This is a genomic window from Pantoea sp. X-Soil-ISGK-285, from assembly GCF_059730815.1.
The window spans coordinates 3,944,489-3,961,539 of sequence record NZ_AP035938.1; the positions used below are offsets into that span (position 1 = coordinate 3,944,489).

The following is a 17,051-nucleotide window of genomic DNA, read 5'->3' on the forward strand; positions in this document are numbered from 1 at the left end:
GAGAGCAGGCGCTTTGATGATGTGCCTATAAAAATGAGTAATTCTGAAGCTAGAGGTTGGCGGGCATTTAATGTGCCCGCTTTTTTTTGCCTGTTAATTACGCCAGACGCTGCTTTGCGTCACCGATGGCACGCGCAACCTGCTGTGGCGAGACGCCGCCCTGCGCATTACGCTTATCCAGACAGGATTGCAGCGCCAGAATGGGATAGACATCCTCGCCAATCACCGCACTGAACTGCTGCAGCTGTGCCAGCGACAGCGCTTCCAGCGCCACACCCTGACCGATAGCGGCCACCACCACTTCCCCGACGATATGGTGTGCTTCACGGAACGGCACGCCTTTGGCGACCAGATAGTCAGCCAGTTCAGTGGAGTTTGCGTAACCCTGTTCAGCCGCTTCCTGGCAGCGCGGGCGTTTAACCTGCAGGCCATCCAGCACCAGAACTGACATATGCAGACAGTCGAGCCAGGTGTCGAGCGCGTCAAACAGCCCCTCTTTGTCTTCCTGCATATCTTTGTTGTATGCCAGCGGCAGACCTTTCAGCGTCATCATCATGCCGGTCAGCGCGCCCTGCACCCGGCCACACTTGCCGCGAATCAGCTCCAGCGCATCCGGATTTTTCTTCTGCGGCATCAGCGATGAGCCGGAGGTCACTTTATCTGACAGTTCGATAAAGCCCGCTTCACCGGTGTTGAAGAAGATCATATCTTCGGCGAAGCGCGACAGATGCACCATGCCGATGGCAGCGTCAGAAAGCAGCTCCAGCACGTGATCGCGGTCTGATACGGTATCCAGACTGTTGCGCGTGGCAGAAGCAAAGCCCAGCCAGCCAGCCAGCTGCTGACGATCGATCTCATACGCGGTACCGGCCAGTGCGCCACAGCCCAGCGGGCTAACATCGAGCCGCTTCAGCGTATCCTGCAGACGGCTCTCGTCACGCGCCAGCATTTCAACGTAGGCCAGGCACCAGTGCGCAAACGTCACCGGCTGCGCACGCTGCAGATGCGTGTAGCCCGGCATAACCGCATCCTGATTGGCTTCAGCGGTGACCACCAGCGCCTGCTGCAGATCACGGGTGGCACCCAGCAGCGCCTCAATCTGCACCTTGCACCACAGCTTAAGATCGGTCGCGACCTGATCGTTACGGCTACGTCCGGTGTGCAGTTTTTTGCCCAGCGCGCCCACCTTGTCGATCAGCTGGCCTTCAACCCAGCTGTGGATATCTTCGGCGTCGCTCTGCAGAATCTGCTCAGGATCCTCACGGACTTCATCCAGTAACGTATTCAGGGCCGCTTCCAGCTGCTGCTGCTCATCCTGAGTCAGGACATTTACCGTCACCAGCGCTTTGGACCAGGCAACAGAGCCAATAATGTCCTGCTCTGCCAGGCGGTAATCGAAGCGCAGCGAGTCATTGAACTGTTTAAAACGTTGATCCGCTGCCTGAGTAAACCGTCCACCCCAAAGTGCCATGTGAAAACTCCTCTGAATCGTTAAACAAGGGGCGGCATAAATGCCGCCCCTGAAATGAAACTGTGAGGCGAGGCGCACCTCGCCTGAAAATTACTTCTTCTGCTCGTTCAGGGCGCGGATACGCGAAGAGAGCGAGAACAGACGGATAAAGCCGCCCGCATGACGGTGATCGTACACTTCATCTTCACCAAAGGTGGCGAACTCTTCCGAGTAGAGGCTGTTCGCGGAACGCTTCTGGGTGGCTGTCGCCTGGCCTTTGTAGAGCTGCAGTACCACTTCACCGTTAACCTCTTCCGCCAGCGATTCGGCAGCGGCCTGAATCGACTTACGCAGCGGGGCGAACCAGCGGCCGTCATAAACCACATAGGACATCTCGTGGCCGAGCTGCTCACGCCATTTGAAGCTATCGCGATCCAGCACCAGCTGCTCAACCGCACGCAGCGCATTGACCATGATGGTGCCGCCAGGGGTTTCGTAGCAGCCGCGCGATTTAATCCCTACCAGACGGTTTTCAACGATATCGATACGGCCGACGCCATGTTTTGCGCCCAGCACGTTAAGTTTTTCCAGGCACTGGAACGGACTCAGTTTTTCGCCGTTAACCGCCACAACCCGACCTTTTTCCACGGTCACGGTCACTTCTTCAGGCTGGTCAGGCGCTTCCAGCGGATCGACAGTCCAGACCCAGCAATCTTTATTCGGTGCATTGGCCGGGCTTTCCAGCACCCCACCTTCGGTGGAGATGTGCCAGGCGTTCTCGTCGCGGCTGTAGATTTTCTCCAGTGACGCGGTGGTCGGAATGTTGCGCTCTTTCAGGTAGTCCAGCAGCGCTTCACGTGAACGCAGGTTCCATTCACGCCACGGTGCCACCACTTTCAGCTGCGGTGCCAGCGCGGTGTAGGTGGTTTCGAAACGCACCTGGTCATTCCCTTTACCGGTTGCGCCGTGACACAGCGCATCCGCACCCACTTTCAGCGCCAGCTCAACCTGTGCTTTAGCGATGATAGGACGTGCCATTGAAGTGCCCAGCAGATAAGTGCCTTCATAGAGGGCGCCAGTCTGCAGCACCGGATAGACATAGTCGCTGATGAACTCTTCACGCAGGTCAACCACGTGGCATTCAGATGCGCCGGACTGCAGGGCTTTCTTCTCTACACCTTCCAGATCGCCGCGCTCCTGACCGATATCTGCGACAAAAGCGACGACTTCACAGCCGCCGTAGTTCTCTTTCAGCCATGGAATGATGGCCGAAGTATCAAGACCACCGGAGTAAGCCAGAACGATTTTTTTGATGTTTTGCGTTTGCATTTCGTAATCCTTGAATCAGAGTCGTTAAGCGAGAATCCGGGTGCCAATCGACACGCCGTTAAACAGGTCAGGCAGCCGCTCAGCGTGACGCCAGCTGGCAATATCCACCGGGCGGCCCAGGGTACGCGCTGCATCAAGCGCAGCGTGCACTTTCACAATCATGCCGTCGGTAATAATGCCCTGGGTAATCAGCTGCTCAGCTTTGTCGGCGGTCATCTCTTCGATGCGCTGACCTTTGCCGTCGAGAATACCACTGACGTCTGACAACAGGACCAGATCAGCGCCCAGCGTCGAGGCCAGTGCGGTCGCCGCCTGGTCAGCGTTGACGTTCATCAGGTCGCCGCTGTCAGTTATACCAATTGAGCTCACCACCGGCATATAACCGGCCGCCAGCAGGGTGTTCAGTAATGCCGGATCGCCCGGCATTGCGTGGCCAACGTGGCCGAGTTCTTCATCAAACGGTGTGACATTAACGATGCCCGCATCGCCCAGGCAGAGGCCTACCGCGTTAATGCCCGATTTTTTTGCCCAGGCCAGCAGCGTTTTATTCGCGGTTCCCGCCAGCGCACCGGTAATAATGTCGATCTGATCGGCTGGCGTGACACGCAGGCCATTTTTCTTTTTCACCGGCAGCGCCAGCTTTTTCATCAGTTCATCCACCAGGCAACCGCCGCCGTGGACAATAATCAGCGGACGCTGATGGGCGCTGCGGTAGGTCAGCAGCGCTTCAAACAGGCGGGCCAGCGCTTCTTCGCTGTCTAACAACACACCGCCCAGCTTGATAATCAATGGATTGGTCATGGTATATTTGTCCGTTAAATCAGTGACTGCGTTTCAGGGAAGCCGAACCGGATGTTCAGGCACTGTACCGCCTGCGATGCCGCGCCTTTCAGCAGATTATCTTCGGCTGCCACGACAATCAGATGCTCGCCCTGCACTTCAAAACCGATATCGCAGTAAGGCAGACCCACAACGGCTTTCAGCGCCGGTACGCCCTGCTCGTAGAGCCGCACCAGTGGCTTGTTGTCATAGGCGCGATGGAAAACTGCGGCGATATCTTCACGGCTGACACCTGCTTTCAGACGGCAGGTAATTGTCGCCAGGATACCGCGCGGGAAGTTACCCAGATGCGGAGTGAAGATCACCGGCGTACCAAGGTGCGCGACGATTTCCGGGTGATGACGATGATTGAACAGGCCGTAAGGCTGCAGGCTCACTTCGCAGAAGCTGGTGCCGACATTGGCTTTACGTCCGGCACCGCTCACGCCGCTGGTGGCGTTGATTACCGGCCACTGCGCCTCGTTTAACAGTCCGGCATCCACAAGGGGCTTCAGCGCCAGCTGCGCAGCGGTCGGATAGCAACCTGGCACAGCCACCAGCTGCGCCTGCTGGATTTTCTCATGCTGATATTCGGCAAGGCCGTAAACGGCTTTGTCCAGCCAGTCGCTATGCTGATGGGTGAAGCCATAAAAGCGGGTATAAAAATCAGCGTCATTCACGCGGAACGCACCCGACAGGTCGAACACCACACAACCAGCCTTGAGAAATTCCGGCGCCAGGTCGTGGCTGACTTCGTGGGCCGTCGCCAGGAACACCACATCCACCTTGTCTGCCCACTCGGCCGCGCTGCTCAGCGGCTGCAGCGGCAAATCCACCACACCTTTCAGCTGCGGATGGAGATCGGAGAGGCGCTTGCCGGCATCAGGGCTTTGCGCCGAAACCGCCAAAGCGGTTATGTTGATATGTGGATGGCGATTCAGGAAGGTGGCAAGCTCTGTACCAGCATAACCACTGGCACCAACGATCAGCGTATTCAACATCAGGCTGTAACCCTTTTTACAGTCGCACGTTCCGGGTCGCGGCCTTGCCCCGTTACCCGCCCTGTCATCTGCAGTGATTTAAGGTTCCCTTGCAGAGGACGTTAATGTATTTTTATTCACTATTACTGCATGAATATGGATACATCCTAACCCAAGGACCGCCAACAGTGAAGACAAAATTACCGCCTTTTATTGAACTGTACCGCCAGTTAATCGCCACACCGTCTATCAGCGCAACCGATGCCGCACTGGATCAGAGTAATGAAACTTTAATCAATTTGCTGGCCGGCTGGTTCCGCGACCTCGGCTTCAGCGTTGAAGTGCAGCCAGTGCCCGGCACCCGCAATAAATTTAATATGCTGGCGCGTACCGGAAGCGGTGCGGGCGGCCTGCTGCTAGCAGGTCATACCGATACCGTTCCTTTTGACGATGGCCGCTGGACACGCGATCCCTTTACCCTGACCGAGCACGACAACAAGCTCTATGGCCTGGGCACGGCAGACATGAAAGGCTTCTTCGCCTTTATTCTCGATACGCTGCGCGATGTGGATGTCAGCACGCTGAGCAAGCCGCTCTATATCCTCGCTACGGCCGATGAAGAGACCACCATGGCTGGCGCCAAATATTTTTCTGAATCGACGCAGCTGCGTCCCGACTGCGCCATCATCGGTGAACCAACCTCACTTAAACCGGTGCGTGCGCACAAAGGTCACCTGTCGAATGTGATCCGTATCGAGGGAAAATCGGGCCACTCCAGCGATCCCGCACGTGGCGTTAACGCCATTGAACTGATGCATGAGTCGATCACCCATCTGATGCAACTGCGCAATACGCTGCAGGAGCGTTATCACCATGACGGCTTTGCCATCCCCTATCCCACCATGAACTTCGGCCATATTCATGGCGGTGACGCCGCTAACCGTATCTGCGCCTGCTGTGAACTGCATATGGATATCCGTCCGCTGCCGGGCCTGTCGCTGAACGATCTCGATGGGCTACTGAACGAGGCGCTGGCACCGGTCAGTGCGCGCTGGCCGGGCCGTGTCACGGTTGCCGAGTTGCATCCGCCGATTCCTGGCTACGAATGTCCGGCAGATCATGAACTGGTCAGTGTGGTCGAGAAATTGCTGGGTATACCCACTGAGGTGGTGAACTACTGCACCGAAGCGCCTTTTATTCAGCAGCTCTGCCCAACGCTGGTACTGGGCCCGGGGTCGATTGAGCAGGCACATCAGCCAGACGAATTTATTGATACTGCATTTATTAAGCCGACAAGGGCGCTTATCACTCAGGTTGTGCAGCATTTTTGCCACTGATTAACAGCAAATGGGGCATTTCACTGCATTAACAGTAAAATGCCCCTTCATTCTGCGGGATTTAGCAATAAGAATAACTTATCCCGCTTCGTTCCCGATAAATTCTACGAATTTCCGTTATTTAGCCACATCTTCAGCGCACTTTAACGCATTTGACGAACGCAACATTACGTGGCTAGATAAAAGACGATGTTATGCCCACCGGGTGATTATCCAGAGCGTTTCAGAATGTGGACAGGCGGCAACGGAGCCGGTTCCCTGTAGATTAGGGGGAACATGGCGTTGCTGATTTTTCTGCTGCCTGAAAGGTCGGGTGTAGAAGTTTTTCAAGACGATAAGGGTGTCAGGGTCCAATGAACGAACAATATTCCGCAATGCGAAGTAATGTCAGTATGCTCGGCAAACTGCTCGGGGATACGATTAAGGATGCACTGGGAGAGAACATCCTCGACCAGGTGGAAACCATCCGTAAGCTCTCCAAGTCATCCCGTGCAGGAAATGACACTCATCGTAAAGAACTGCTCAATACGCTGCAGAACCTCTCCAACGAGGAGCTTCTGCCGGTTGCACGCGCTTTTAGCCAGTTTCTGAACCTCACTAACGTGGCTGAGCAGTATCAGACCATCTCGCAAAGTGGCGAGGGTGAGAACCATCCCGAACTGCTGAAAAAGACCTTTGATACCCTGAAGCAGCAGAAAGATATCAGCGAAAGCGACATCCTTGCGGCCATTGAGTCGCTGTCGCTGGAACTGGTGCTGACGGCTCACCCGACTGAAATCACCCGCCGTACGCTGATTCACAAGCTGGTCGAAGTTAACAGCTGCCTGAAACAGCTCGATCACAGCGACGTCTCCGACTACGAACGTAACCAGATTATGCGCCGTCTGCGTCAGCTGGTGGCACAGGCGTGGCACACCGATGAGATCCGCAAATATCGTCCGACCCCTATCGACGAAGCCAAATGGGGCTTTGCCGTGGTGGAAAACAGCCTGTGGGAAGGCGTACCCGCTTTCCTGCGTGAGCTGAACGAGCAGGTAGAAGAGGCGTTCGGCATTAAGCTGCCGGTCGATTTCGTGCCGGTTCAGTTCACCTCATGGATGGGTGGCGACCGCGACGGTAACCCTAACGTTACGGCGGCGATTACCCGCCACGTTATGCAGCTGAGTCGCTGGAAAGCCACTGACCTGTTCCTGCGCGATATCGGCGTACTGATCTCTGAGTTGTCGATGTCAGAGTGCACTGAAGAGATCCGGGAACTCAGCGGCGATCCGGAAGCACTTGAACCTTATCGTATGATCCTGAAACGCCTGCGCAGCCAGTTAATGACTACCCAGTCATTCCTGGAACGCCGCCTGAAAGGTGAACGTCTGCCGCGCCCGGCCGATCTGCTGGTCTCCAACGATCAGCTGTGGGATCCGCTTTTTACCATCTATCAGTCACTGCAAAAGTGCGGCATGGGCATTATCGCCAACGGTCAGTTGCTTGATACGCTGCGCCGCGTGAAATGTTTCGGCGTGCCGCTGGTGCGTATCGATCTGCGTCAGGAGAGTACCCGTCACACCGAAGCGATTGCTGAAGTGACCCGCTATCTGGGCCTCGGCGATTATGAAAGCTGGTCCGAAGCGGACAAGCAGGCCTTCCTGATCCGTGAACTGAACTCCAAGCGTCCGCTGCTGCCTCGCAGCTGGGAACCCAGCGATGAAACGCGTGAAGTGCTGGAGACCTGTCGCGTCGCGGCTGAAGCGCCACAGGGTTCTATCGCCGCCTATGTTATTTCCATGGCGAAAACCCCTTCTGACGTGCTGGCCGTGCATCTGCTGCTGAAAGAAGCAGGCATCGGCTATGCCATGCCGGTTGCACCGCTGTTTGAAACGCTTGATGACCTGAATAACGCCAATGACGTGATGAGCCAGCTGCTGAGCATCGACTGGTATCGCGGCTTAATTCAGGGCAAACAGATGGTGATGATTGGCTATTCTGACTCGGCGAAAGATGCCGGTGTGATGGCCGCCAGCTGGGCGCAATATCAGGCACAGGATGCCCTGATTAAAACCTGTGAGAAGGCCGGGATTTCACTGACGCTGTTCCACGGACGCGGCGGCAGCATTGGCCGTGGCGGCGCACCCGCCCATGCAGCGCTGCTGTCGCAACCACCAGGCAGCCTGCGCGGCGGTCTGCGCGTGACCGAACAGGGCGAGATGATCCGCTTTAAATATGGTTTACCCGCCGTCACCATCGCCAGCCTGTCGCTCTACACCGGCGCAATTCTGGAAGCGAACCTGATGCCGCCGCCGGAGCCAAAACGCGAATGGCGCGACATTATGGATCAGCTCTCCGCCGACTCCTGTGCGATGTATCGCGGTTATGTGCGTGAAAATGCTGACTTCGTGCCCTATTTCCGCTCAGCGACGCCGGAGCAGGAGCTGGGTAAATTACCGCTGGGCTCACGTCCCGCCAAGCGCCGACCTACCGGCGGCGTAGAGTCGCTGCGTGCGATTCCATGGATTTTCGCCTGGACGCAGAACCGTCTGATGCTGCCTGCGTGGCTGGGTGCCGGTGCGGCCCTGCAACAGGCGATGGCCGCCGGTCATCAGGATCAGCTGGAAGCGATGTGCCGCGACTGGCCATTCTTCTCTACCCGTCTGGGTATGCTGGAGATGGTATTCTCAAAAGCGGACCTGTGGCTGGCGGAATATTACGATCAGCGTCTGGTCGAGAAATCACTCTGGCCGCTGGGCAAACAGCTGCGCGATCAGCTTGATGCGGATATCAAAGCGGTACTGACCATTGCCAATGACTCACACCTGATGGCCGATCAGCCGTGGATTGCCGAGTCAATTGCACTGCGTAACGTCTATACCGATCCGCTCAACGTACTCCAGGCCGAACTGCTGCATCGTTCGCGCGCGCGGGAAGCGAATGGCGATGAACCGGATGCCCGCGTTGAGCAGGCGCTGATGGTGACCATTGCCGGTGTCGCGGCAGGCATGCGCAATACCGGTTAATGGTGGTGCAGTAAAAACAAAAAAAGTCGGGACTCTCCCGACTTTTTTATTGGCTGAAGCAGAGCGGTTAAGCCGCAGCAGCAGCAGGACGCACGCCCAGGGTGTGACAAATGGCGTAACTCATTTCGGCACGGTTCAGCGTGTAGAAATGGAAATCCTTCACCCCTTCGCGTGACAGGATTTTCACCATATCCATCGCGATATTGGCTCCCACCATTTTCCGCGTTTCCGGATCATCATCCAGACCGGCGAACATCGCGCTCATCCAGCCCGGCACACGCACATTGGTCAGCGTGGCAAAGCGTTGCAGCTGTTTAAAGTTAGAGACCGGCAGAATGCCCGGCACAATTTCCACGTCAATGCCGGTCGCGACACAGCGATCGCGGAAACGCAGATAACTTTCAACGTCGAAGAAAAACTGGGTAATAGCCCGGTTGGCACCTGCATCGATTTTTCGCTTCAGGTTAATCAGATCGGCCTGGGCGCTTTTCGCTTCGGGATGGACTTCCGGATAGGCCGCAACCGAAATATCAAAATCACCCACCTCTTTCAGCAGCGAAACCAGATCGCTGCCGTACATTTCTGGCTTACCGCTGCCTGGGGGCAGATCGCCGCGCAGCGCCACAATGTGACGGATGCCGTTGTTCCAGTAATCCTGAGCGATGGTACGCAGTTCATCGCGCGTGGCATCGACACAGGTCAGATGGGGAGCTGCTTCCAGACCGGTGCGATCTTTAATGCCTTTGATAATGCTATGGGTGCGATCACGCTCACCTGAGTTCGCACCGTAGGTCACAGAAACGAATTTCGGTTTCAGACTGCTCAGGCGATCGATAGAGGTCCACAGGGTCTCTTCCATGTCGCTGGTACGAGGCGGGAAGAACTCAAATGAAACATTAATTTGCCCGTTCAGCTCAGCCAGGCTCTGGTTTAGCGCTTCGCGCTGATTGGCATGAAAGAAACTCATCCTGCACCCTCATCGATTAACAATCGGCCTGTGAACATCTACACGTTTAGACGTCCAGATGTTCAAAATGACGTAATCTGACTGTGCCGTCAACTTAAAAATGGTCGACAGTCGTGATCAATTTTCAATCAACATGAAGGAGATTCAACAGGGGAGCGATAACGCATTGAAAACAGGCGCCGAAGCGCCTGAGGAGGAGGAGTTACAGCAGTTGTGCGAGGCGATTAATATCTGACTGGATAGCGCCTGCGGTGACATCCCGGCCTGCGCCCGGTCCGCGGATCACCAGCGGATTATCGCGGTACCAGCGGCTCTCAATCGCAAAGACGTTGTCGCACGGCAGCAGTGAGGCCAGCGGATGTTCCGGACGCACCGCTTCAACACCCACGCGCGCCTTGCCGTTAGCATCAAACCGGGCAACGTAACGCAGCACCAGGTCCATCTCCTGCGCCGCTTCGAGCCGCTGCAGCATCTGCTCATTCAGCTCTTCGCCATTTTCAAAGAAGTGGTCGACAGATCCCTGCTGACAGTTACTGGGCACCAGCGATTCCACCCGCACCTGATCCGGCTCGATGTTGTAGCCTGCCTCACGCGCCAGGATAACCAGCTTGCGCATCACATCCTGACCCGAGAGATCGGCGCGCGGGTCGGGCTCGGTTAAACCCTGCTGCCAGGCCTGATCCACCAGCTCGGTAAAGGGCACCGTGCCATCAAACTGCAGGAACAGCCACGACAACGTGCCGGAGAAGATCCCGCTGATCGCCAGGATGGTATCGCCGCTGTCGCGCAGATCGCGCACCGTATAGTTGATCGGCAGACCTGCGCCAACGGTGGCGTTATAGAGCCAGTGACGTCCGGTTTTGGTAAAGGCATCGCGGATCTGGCGCCAGGTCTGACTGTCAGACGCTCCCGCGACCTTATTGGCGCTGATAACGTGAAAACCGTGACTGGCGAAGTCGAGATACTGCTGCGCCAGCGGTGTGCTGGCAGTGACATCCAGCACCACCAGGTCATCAAACGGGTGAGCACGCATCCACAGGAACAGCGACTCTTCATCGCGCTCTACCGCTTCATCATCAAAGAAGGCGAGTGCCCGGCTGGCTTCCAGCCCTTCATAGCTCAGCAGGCTGCGACGGCTGTCCGCGACGCCCGCCAGCACAAATTCAAAGCCGGTCCGCGCTGACAGCGTTTCCTGATCGCGGGCAAACAGCTCCAGCCAGCGTGAACCGATATTGCCTTTGCCAAACAGCATCAGACCGATGCGCTTTTCTGCCCGGAACAGCGACTGATGCAATCCCTGAATCAGATGCTGAGTCGGGCCGACGCGCAGCACTGCGACCACGCTGATGTGCTCTTCTGACTGCCAGATGAACTCAATTGGCTGATCCTTTAACTGCTGCCAGAAGCGATGGGTATGCAGCGGATTGCGGGTAACGCCTGCGCCAACCAGCGCCACCAGCGCCAGGCCGTCGCGCAGCTGCAGATGGCCCGGTAAACCGGCATCCTGTAGCAGCGTAAAGGCGCTGTTTACCACTTCGGCGGTGTAACAGAGCTGCAGCAATTGACGATCGGGATGAACGCCAAACGCCAGCGGACGCAGCTGCGCGCGCTTCAGCAACAGGTCGATCTCTTTGTGCAGGATGGCGAAGTCATGCTGCTCTGGCAGCTGAATCTCAATCAGGCAAACATCATCATGGCTGGTGACGATACGCGCGCCCGTCCCGGAGGCCAGCACGCGCTCAATGCGGGTTGAGCCCTGCTCCGGCTGATAACTGCAGCGCAGTTGCAGGTCGATATCGCTGCCTGAAACCGGCTGCAGAGTACGGGTATGGAGAACCGGTGCCGCCAGGCGCGCCAGCTCGCTGGCTTCATCCAGCCTTAACAGCGGCAGCAGACAGGCATCAGAGACTTTGCGGGGATCGGCACTGTAGACACCCGCCACATCGCTCCAGATGGTCACCCGCCCGACACCCGCCAGTGCGCCAATCTGCGTGGCAGAATAGTCGGAACCGTTACGGCCAAGCAGGACGGTTTCACCGGCGTCGTTGCGGCTGATAAATCCGGTCACCACGATGCGCTTGTGCGGATGCTGCGCCAGTAGAGTCTGTAGCAGTGGCCAGGACTTCCCTTCATCTACCTGCGGTTGTGCGGCACGTTCAGCGCGCAGAAACTCACGCGCATCCAGCCAGCAGGCCTGAAGGTCACGCTGGCTCAGTACCGCTGACATCAGGCGTGCCGACCAGACTTCACCATGACCGACCACTTCGGCATAGACCGCATCGGTGATCGGCGCATCCAGCAGTGCGGCGAGCTTTTCCAGATCACGGATAAACGCGGTGATTAAAGGTTCTGCGACCTCAGCAGGCAGCAGCGCACTGATCAGTTCGCTCTGGTAGCGCCGTAAGGCCTGTTGCACCTGATGCGCAGAGAGCCGATCGCTCTGGCTCAGCTTCAGCCAGCTAATCAGCTGGTTGGTGGTTGAGCCTGCCGCAGAGACCACCATCAGGTCGCCCGGCTGGCTGTAGTCCGCCATAATACCGGCAACGCGCTGATAGCAGCGCGCATCGGCCAGGCTGCTGCCGCCAAACTTATGCAACTGCCTGATGTTCGGCGTTCCCGCGCCTGCTGAAATCGTCATGCTTAACCCTCGGCTGCGACCCGGAATGCATTATCCAGATCGGCAATTAAATCTTCGTGATCTTCAATACCGACAGAAACCCGCAGCAGCGTATCGGAAATGCCCGCTGCCGCGCGTGCTTCTGCCGACATCCCCGCGTGCGTCATGGTGGCGGTATGGGAGATCAGACTCTCTACTCCGCCCAGCGATTCCGCCAGCGTAAATAGCTGCAGTGCTTTCAGGAAGCGACGCAGCAGCGCCTCATCACCGTCGACCTCGAAACTCAGCATCGCGCCAAAGCCGCGCTGCTGACGTACGGCATGTTCGTGTCCGGCGTTTTCCGGCAGCGAAGGATGATACAACTTTTTCACCAGTTTCTGCTGCTTCAGATACTCTACAATCGCGAGTGCGTTGCGTTGTGCGGCTGCAATCCGCGGTGAAAGCGTACGAATCCCGCGCAGCAGCAGATAACTGTCAAACGCTGCACCGGTCACACCAATGTTATTTGCCCACCAGGCCAGGTCGGTAGCAAGTTGCGGATCTTTGGCGATGACCGCGCCCGCCACGACATCGGAGTGGCCATTGAGGTATTTGGTACAGGAGTGGATCACCAGGTCCGCACCCAGCGCCAGAGGATTCTGCAGCGCCGGACTCATAAAGGTGTTGTCCACCACGCTGATGGCACCCGCAGCACGCGCAGCGGCGCAAATCGCGCTGATATCTACCACGCGCAGCAGCGGATTGCTGGGGCTTTCAATCAGCACCAGTTTTGGGTTTTCATCCAGAGCGGCCTGCAGCGCTACCGGATCACCCTGATCGACAAATTTCACCCGATAGGCGCCGCGCTTGCTCAGGCTGTCAAACAGCCGATAGCTACCGCCATAACAGTCATGTGGCGCGACCAGCAGATCGCCAGGCTTCAGAAACACCGTCGTGACCAGGTGAATCGCCGACATCCCAGTATTGGTTAATACCGCGCCCGCTCCCCCTTCCAGTTCTGCCAGCGTACGCTGTACGACATCACGAGTGGGGTTGCCACGACGGGAGTAGTCATGCGCACGAGGCTCATTGAAATCCAGGAAGTTATAGGTGGTAGAGAGGTGGATTGGCGGGACAACGCAGCCATATTGCTCGTCATCATTCAAACCGCTGCGCACTGCGATGGTTGCCGGTTTACGCGTCATGAGCGAATTGTTCCTGAAGAGTGAATAAAATGTAGGCCACAGGATATCACCCTCTAATTAGACGTCAATACATCTGGACATCTAAATGTCTTTGCGTATAGATTGAGCAAAACCGCAATAACCGCTAAAATTATGCGTCATCGCCTGGCGTTCCCCTCTGTCAGACAGAGGCAGTGAGCGAAGAAAACCCGCCATATCAGGGGTCAGGCAGGAAAAAATCAGGCATAATCCGCTGATTTCCTAACATTTAACGTTTATTAATTAAGGTAACCCATGGCTGAATGGAACGGCGAATATATCAGCCCGTACGCTGAGCACGGTAAGAAGAGCGAGCAGGTCAAGAAGATCACAGTATCAATCCCATTGAGCGTGCTGAAGATTTTAACGGATGAGCGTACCCGTCGTCAGGTGAACAACCTGCGTCACGCCACCAACAGCGAGCTGCTTTGCGAAGCCTTTTTACATGCCTTTACGGGCCAACCGCTGCCGGATGACGTCGACCTGCGCAAAGAGCGTAGTGATGAGATTCCGGAAGAAGCAAAAGCAATCATGCGCCAGATGGGTGTCGATCCGGATACCTGGGAGTATTGATCTTTCAGCCATAAAAAAACCCAGCCGAAGCTGGGTTTTTTCTTGCCGCCGAACCCGCAGGTTCAGGTGCCTTTTAATCTTATTTTTTAGCGCCTGGCACGCTGAAACGCTTGTTAAAGCGGTCAACACGGCCACCAGTTGCCACTTCACGCTGCTTACCGGTATAGAACGGGTGGCATTTGCCACAAACGTCCAGGTTCAGTTCGTGAGTCAGTGTTGAACGGGTGTGGATCTCGTTGCCGCAGGTACATTTGATAGTAACTGCTTCGTATTTCGGGTGAATACCTTGTTTCATGGGAAACCTCATTGAAGGCCGTGTCGCTCTCCGTGCCAGGCTTTAACCTGCACAGCACCACACGCGATTGAACATTATAGGGTGTACTCCGGCCAGATATTTCTCACCGAAGGCGGCATATTATACAGGTAAGTTTCGATTGCTGCAAATATCTGCTGAGATACCCGCCATCAGGGTCAGCGTGTACACTAGCTTCCCCGATCATTGAGCCGGAAAGAGAGAGTTATGCCCGTAGTCCAGGTCGCCCTGCCCGTCCCCTTGCCCCGCCTGTTTGATTATCTGCCGCCACAGGGCGCGCAGCCGGTCATTGGTGGTCGCGTGAGTGTGCCCTTTGGCAATCGCAGGATGATCGGGATTGTGGTCGCCTTTCGTGACAGCAGCGATCTGCCGGAAGCACAACTCAAGCGCGTGATCGAGGTACTGGATAGTGAATCCCTCTATCCAGCGTCGCTGTGGCGCATCCTTAACTGGGCCGCCAGCTATTATCATTCGCCGCAGGGAGAGGTACTGAGTCACGCTATTCCGGTACTGCTGCGTCAGGGCAAAGCGGCGCAGGACAATCCCTTATGGCGCTGGGAAATCACCGAGCAGGGTCGGGCGACTGCGCCGGAAAGTTTAAAGCGGGCACCGAAACAGCAGCAGGCGCTGGCTGCACTGCGGCAGCAACCGCTCTATCGTCATCAGGTCAGTGAACATGACCTCACGGATGCGACGCTGCAGGCGCTACGTGCCAAAGGGTTATGCGAACTGCATGAGCATCAGCCGCAGATGCACGACTGGCGTACCACTTATGCCGTAAAAGGCGAACGTCTGCGGCTGAATACCGATCAGGCGATGGCCGTGGGTGCGATTCGGGCAGATGATGAACATTATGCAGCCTGGCTGCTGGCGGGCATCACGGGTTCAGGCAAAACCGAGGTTTACCTCAGCGTGCTGGAAAATGTGCTGGCACGCGGTAAACAGGCGCTGGTGCTGGTACCGGAGATTGGCCTGACCCCGCAAACTATCGCCCGTTTTCGCGAACGTTTTGATGCGCCCATTGATGTGCTGCACTCCGCATTAAATGACAGTGAGCGGCTGGCGGTCTGGTTACGTGCGCGGCGCGGCGAAACGGCGATTGTGATTGGCACCCGATCGGCGCTGTTTACGCCACTGGCCCGTCCTGGCGTAATTATTATCGATGAAGAGCATGACAGCTCCTATAAACAGCAGGAGGGCTGGCGCTATCAGGCGCGCGATCTGGCCGTCTTCCGCGCACATGAAGAGGATATCCCGATTGTTATGGGATCGGCGACCCCTGCTCTGGAGACACTGCACAATGTCCGCAGCGGCAAGTATCGCCAGCTCGACCTGACAAAACGCGCCGGCAATGCCAGACCGGCACTGCAACAGCTTATCGACTTAAAAGGCGTGCAGTTGATCGGCGGTCTGGCACCGGGCCTGATTGGTAAAATGCGCCAGCATCTGCAGGCCGATAATCAGGTGCTGTTGTTTCTTAACCGCCGCGGCTTTTCGCCCGCCCTGCTCTGTCATGATTGCGGCTGGATTGCTGAGTGTACCCGCTGTGACCGCTACTACACGCTGCATCAGCACCATCGCCAGCTACGCTGCCACCATTGCGACAGCCAGCGCCCGCTGCCTAATCAATGCCCGCAGTGTGGTTCAACCCATTTGCTGCCGGTAGGCGTCGGGACTGAGCAACTGGAGCAGCAGCTCGGCACACTTTTCCCTGGCGTGCCGGTGTCGCGAATCGATCGTGATACCACCAGCCGCAAAGGTGCGCTGGAGCAGCATCTGGCTGACGTTCATCGCGGCGGCGCACGAATCCTTGTCGGCACCCAGATGCTGGCCAAAGGCCACCACTTCCCCGATGTTACGCTGGTGTCGCTGCTGGATGTCGATGGTGCGCTGTTCTCAGCCGATTTTCGTGCGGCGGAACGCTTTGCTCAGCTCTACACCCAGGTCGCCGGTCGTGCTGGCCGTGCCGGCAAACAGGGCGAGGTGTTGCTGCAGACTCACCATCCGGAACATCCGCTGCTGCAGACGCTGTTGCACCAGGGCTATTCAGCGTTCGCCCAGCAGGCCTTACTGGAGCGACAGGCAGTCCATCTGCCGCCCTGGAGCCGCCATGCGCTGTTCCGCGCTGAAGATATGGATAACCAGCAGGCGGCGGAATTCCTGCAACAACTCCGTAATTTGCTGGAGGCAAGCCCGCTGAACGATAAGGCGATGTGGTTTATGGGTCCGTTGCCTGCACTGCAGCCAAAACGCAGTGGACGCTGGCGCTGGCAACTGCTGCTGCAGCATCCTTCCCGGCAGCGTCTGCAACAGTTGCTGAGCAGTTCGTTGCCGTTGGTTTCAACACTGCCCGCGGCGCGCAAAGTGAAATGGACGCTGGATATCGACCCTACCGAGAGCTGATTTAAGCTGACACTGCGAGCCAGATCGAAAAATGTCGCATAAGTCACAATTTTTAT

Annotated in this window: 12 protein-coding genes; 4 read left to right on the top strand and 8 right to left on the bottom strand. The window is 56.8% G+C overall.

All coding sequences use genetic code 11. The features are described 5' to 3' along the window. Window positions 1-97 precede the first annotated feature (97 nt). From argH to argC, 4 genes are all read right to left on the bottom strand, one after another. Window positions 98-1,471: an argininosuccinate lyase gene (gene argH / locus AC6I8B_RS18645; RefSeq protein WP_010672061.1), complete on the bottom strand. Its 1,374-nt coding sequence runs from the start codon at window positions 1,469-1,471 to the stop codon at window positions 98-100. Window positions 1,472-1,561: 90 nt separating this feature from the next. Further along, on the bottom strand, window positions 1,562-2,779 hold the full coding sequence (locus AC6I8B_RS18650; RefSeq protein WP_022624925.1) for an argininosuccinate synthase: 1,218 nt from the start codon (window positions 2,777-2,779) through the stop codon (window positions 1,562-1,564). A gap of 24 nt (window positions 2,780-2,803) precedes the next feature. After that, entirely contained in the window at window positions 2,804-3,580 is a 777-nt protein-coding gene (argB, locus tag AC6I8B_RS18655) for an acetylglutamate kinase (RefSeq protein WP_010258140.1), read from the bottom strand. Between the two features lie 14 nt (window positions 3,581-3,594). Continuing rightward, complete coding sequence (gene argC / locus AC6I8B_RS18660) at window positions 3,595-4,599, bottom strand: N-acetyl-gamma-glutamyl-phosphate reductase (protein WP_033773135.1); 1,005 nt, start codon at window positions 4,597-4,599, stop codon at window positions 3,595-3,597. A 167-nt stretch (window positions 4,600-4,766) separates the two neighbouring features. Here argC and argE point away from each other — a divergent pair, with 167 nt between their 5' ends. Together argE and ppc are read left to right on the top strand one after the other, a co-directional pair. Then, window positions 4,767-5,915 (top strand): acetylornithine deacetylase, encoded by a 1,149-nt coding sequence (argE, locus tag AC6I8B_RS18665; RefSeq protein ID WP_010258144.1) that lies wholly within the window; start codon window positions 4,767-4,769, stop codon window positions 5,913-5,915. 353 nt (window positions 5,916-6,268) lie between these two features. Beyond that, a complete protein-coding gene (ppc, locus tag AC6I8B_RS18670; RefSeq protein ID WP_022624923.1) occupies window positions 6,269-8,920 on the top strand; it encodes a phosphoenolpyruvate carboxylase in 2,652 nt (883 codons plus the stop codon). A 67-nt stretch (window positions 8,921-8,987) separates the two neighbouring features. On the opposite strand, the gene metF is transcribed toward ppc, so the two are convergent. The 3 genes from metF to metB form a co-directional block, all read right to left on the bottom strand. Then, a complete protein-coding gene (metF, locus tag AC6I8B_RS18675) occupies window positions 8,988-9,887 on the bottom strand; it encodes a methylenetetrahydrofolate reductase (RefSeq protein WP_010258148.1) in 900 nt (299 codons plus the stop codon). A 202-nt stretch (window positions 9,888-10,089) separates the two neighbouring features. Further along, on the bottom strand, window positions 10,090-12,525 hold the full coding sequence (locus AC6I8B_RS18680) for a bifunctional aspartate kinase/homoserine dehydrogenase II (RefSeq protein ID WP_010258152.1): 2,436 nt from the start codon (window positions 12,523-12,525) through the stop codon (window positions 10,090-10,092). A 2-nt stretch (window positions 12,526-12,527) separates the two neighbouring features. Continuing rightward, complete coding sequence (gene metB / locus AC6I8B_RS18685) at window positions 12,528-13,688, bottom strand: cystathionine gamma-synthase (RefSeq protein ID WP_022624922.1); 1,161 nt, start codon at window positions 13,686-13,688, stop codon at window positions 12,528-12,530. A 273-nt stretch (window positions 13,689-13,961) separates the two neighbouring features. On the opposite strand from metB, the gene metJ reads away from it, so the two are divergent. Beyond that, a complete protein-coding gene (gene metJ, locus AC6I8B_RS18690; RefSeq protein ID WP_009088019.1) occupies window positions 13,962-14,279 on the top strand; it encodes a met regulon transcriptional regulator MetJ in 318 nt (105 codons plus the stop codon). Window positions 14,280-14,358: 79 nt separating this feature from the next. Here the strand turns inward: metJ and rpmE are convergent, their stop codons facing one another. After that, window positions 14,359-14,574 carry a 50S ribosomal protein L31 gene (gene rpmE / locus AC6I8B_RS18695; RefSeq protein ID WP_003851227.1) on the bottom strand — a complete coding sequence of 72 codons (216 nt, stop codon included), beginning with the start codon at window positions 14,572-14,574 and terminating at the stop codon, window positions 14,359-14,361. A 225-nt stretch (window positions 14,575-14,799) separates the two neighbouring features. Between rpmE and priA the strand changes: the two genes are divergently transcribed. After that, window positions 14,800-16,995, top strand: a complete 2,196-nt coding sequence (gene priA / locus AC6I8B_RS18700) for a primosomal protein N' (protein ID WP_010672068.1) — start codon at window positions 14,800-14,802, stop codon at window positions 16,993-16,995. The last annotated feature ends 56 nt before the right edge of the window (window positions 16,996-17,051 follow it).

Excerpts from the sequence above, each read along its gene's own strand:
- argH (WP_010672061.1), bottom strand. The coding sequence starts at position 1,471 with ATGGCACTTTGGGGTGGACGGTTTACTCAGGCAGCGGATCAACGTTTT.
- AC6I8B_RS18650 (WP_022624925.1), bottom strand. The coding sequence starts at position 2,779 with ATGCAAACGCAAAACATCAAAAAAATCGTTCTGGCTTACTCCGGTGGT.
- argB (WP_010258140.1), bottom strand. The coding sequence starts at position 3,580 with ATGACCAATCCATTGATTATCAAGCTGGGCGGTGTGTTGTTAGACAGC.
- argC (WP_033773135.1), bottom strand. The coding sequence starts at position 4,599 with ATGTTGAATACGCTGATCGTTGGTGCCAGTGGTTATGCTGGTACAGAG.
- ppc (WP_022624923.1), top strand. The coding sequence starts at position 6,269 with ATGAACGAACAATATTCCGCAATGCGAAGTAATGTCAGTATGCTCGGC.
- metF (WP_010258148.1), bottom strand. The coding sequence starts at position 9,887 with ATGAGTTTCTTTCATGCCAATCAGCGCGAAGCGCTAAACCAGAGCCTG.
- AC6I8B_RS18680 (WP_010258152.1), bottom strand. The coding sequence starts at position 12,525 with ATGACGATTTCAGCAGGCGCGGGAACGCCGAACATCAGGCAGTTGCAT.
- metB (WP_022624922.1), bottom strand. The coding sequence starts at position 13,688 with ATGACGCGTAAACCGGCAACCATCGCAGTGCGCAGCGGTTTGAATGAT.
- metJ (WP_009088019.1), top strand. The coding sequence starts at position 13,962 with ATGGCTGAATGGAACGGCGAATATATCAGCCCGTACGCTGAGCACGGT.
- rpmE (WP_003851227.1), bottom strand. The coding sequence starts at position 14,574 with ATGAAACAAGGTATTCACCCGAAATACGAAGCAGTTACTATCAAATGT.
- priA (WP_010672068.1), top strand. The coding sequence starts at position 14,800 with ATGCCCGTAGTCCAGGTCGCCCTGCCCGTCCCCTTGCCCCGCCTGTTT.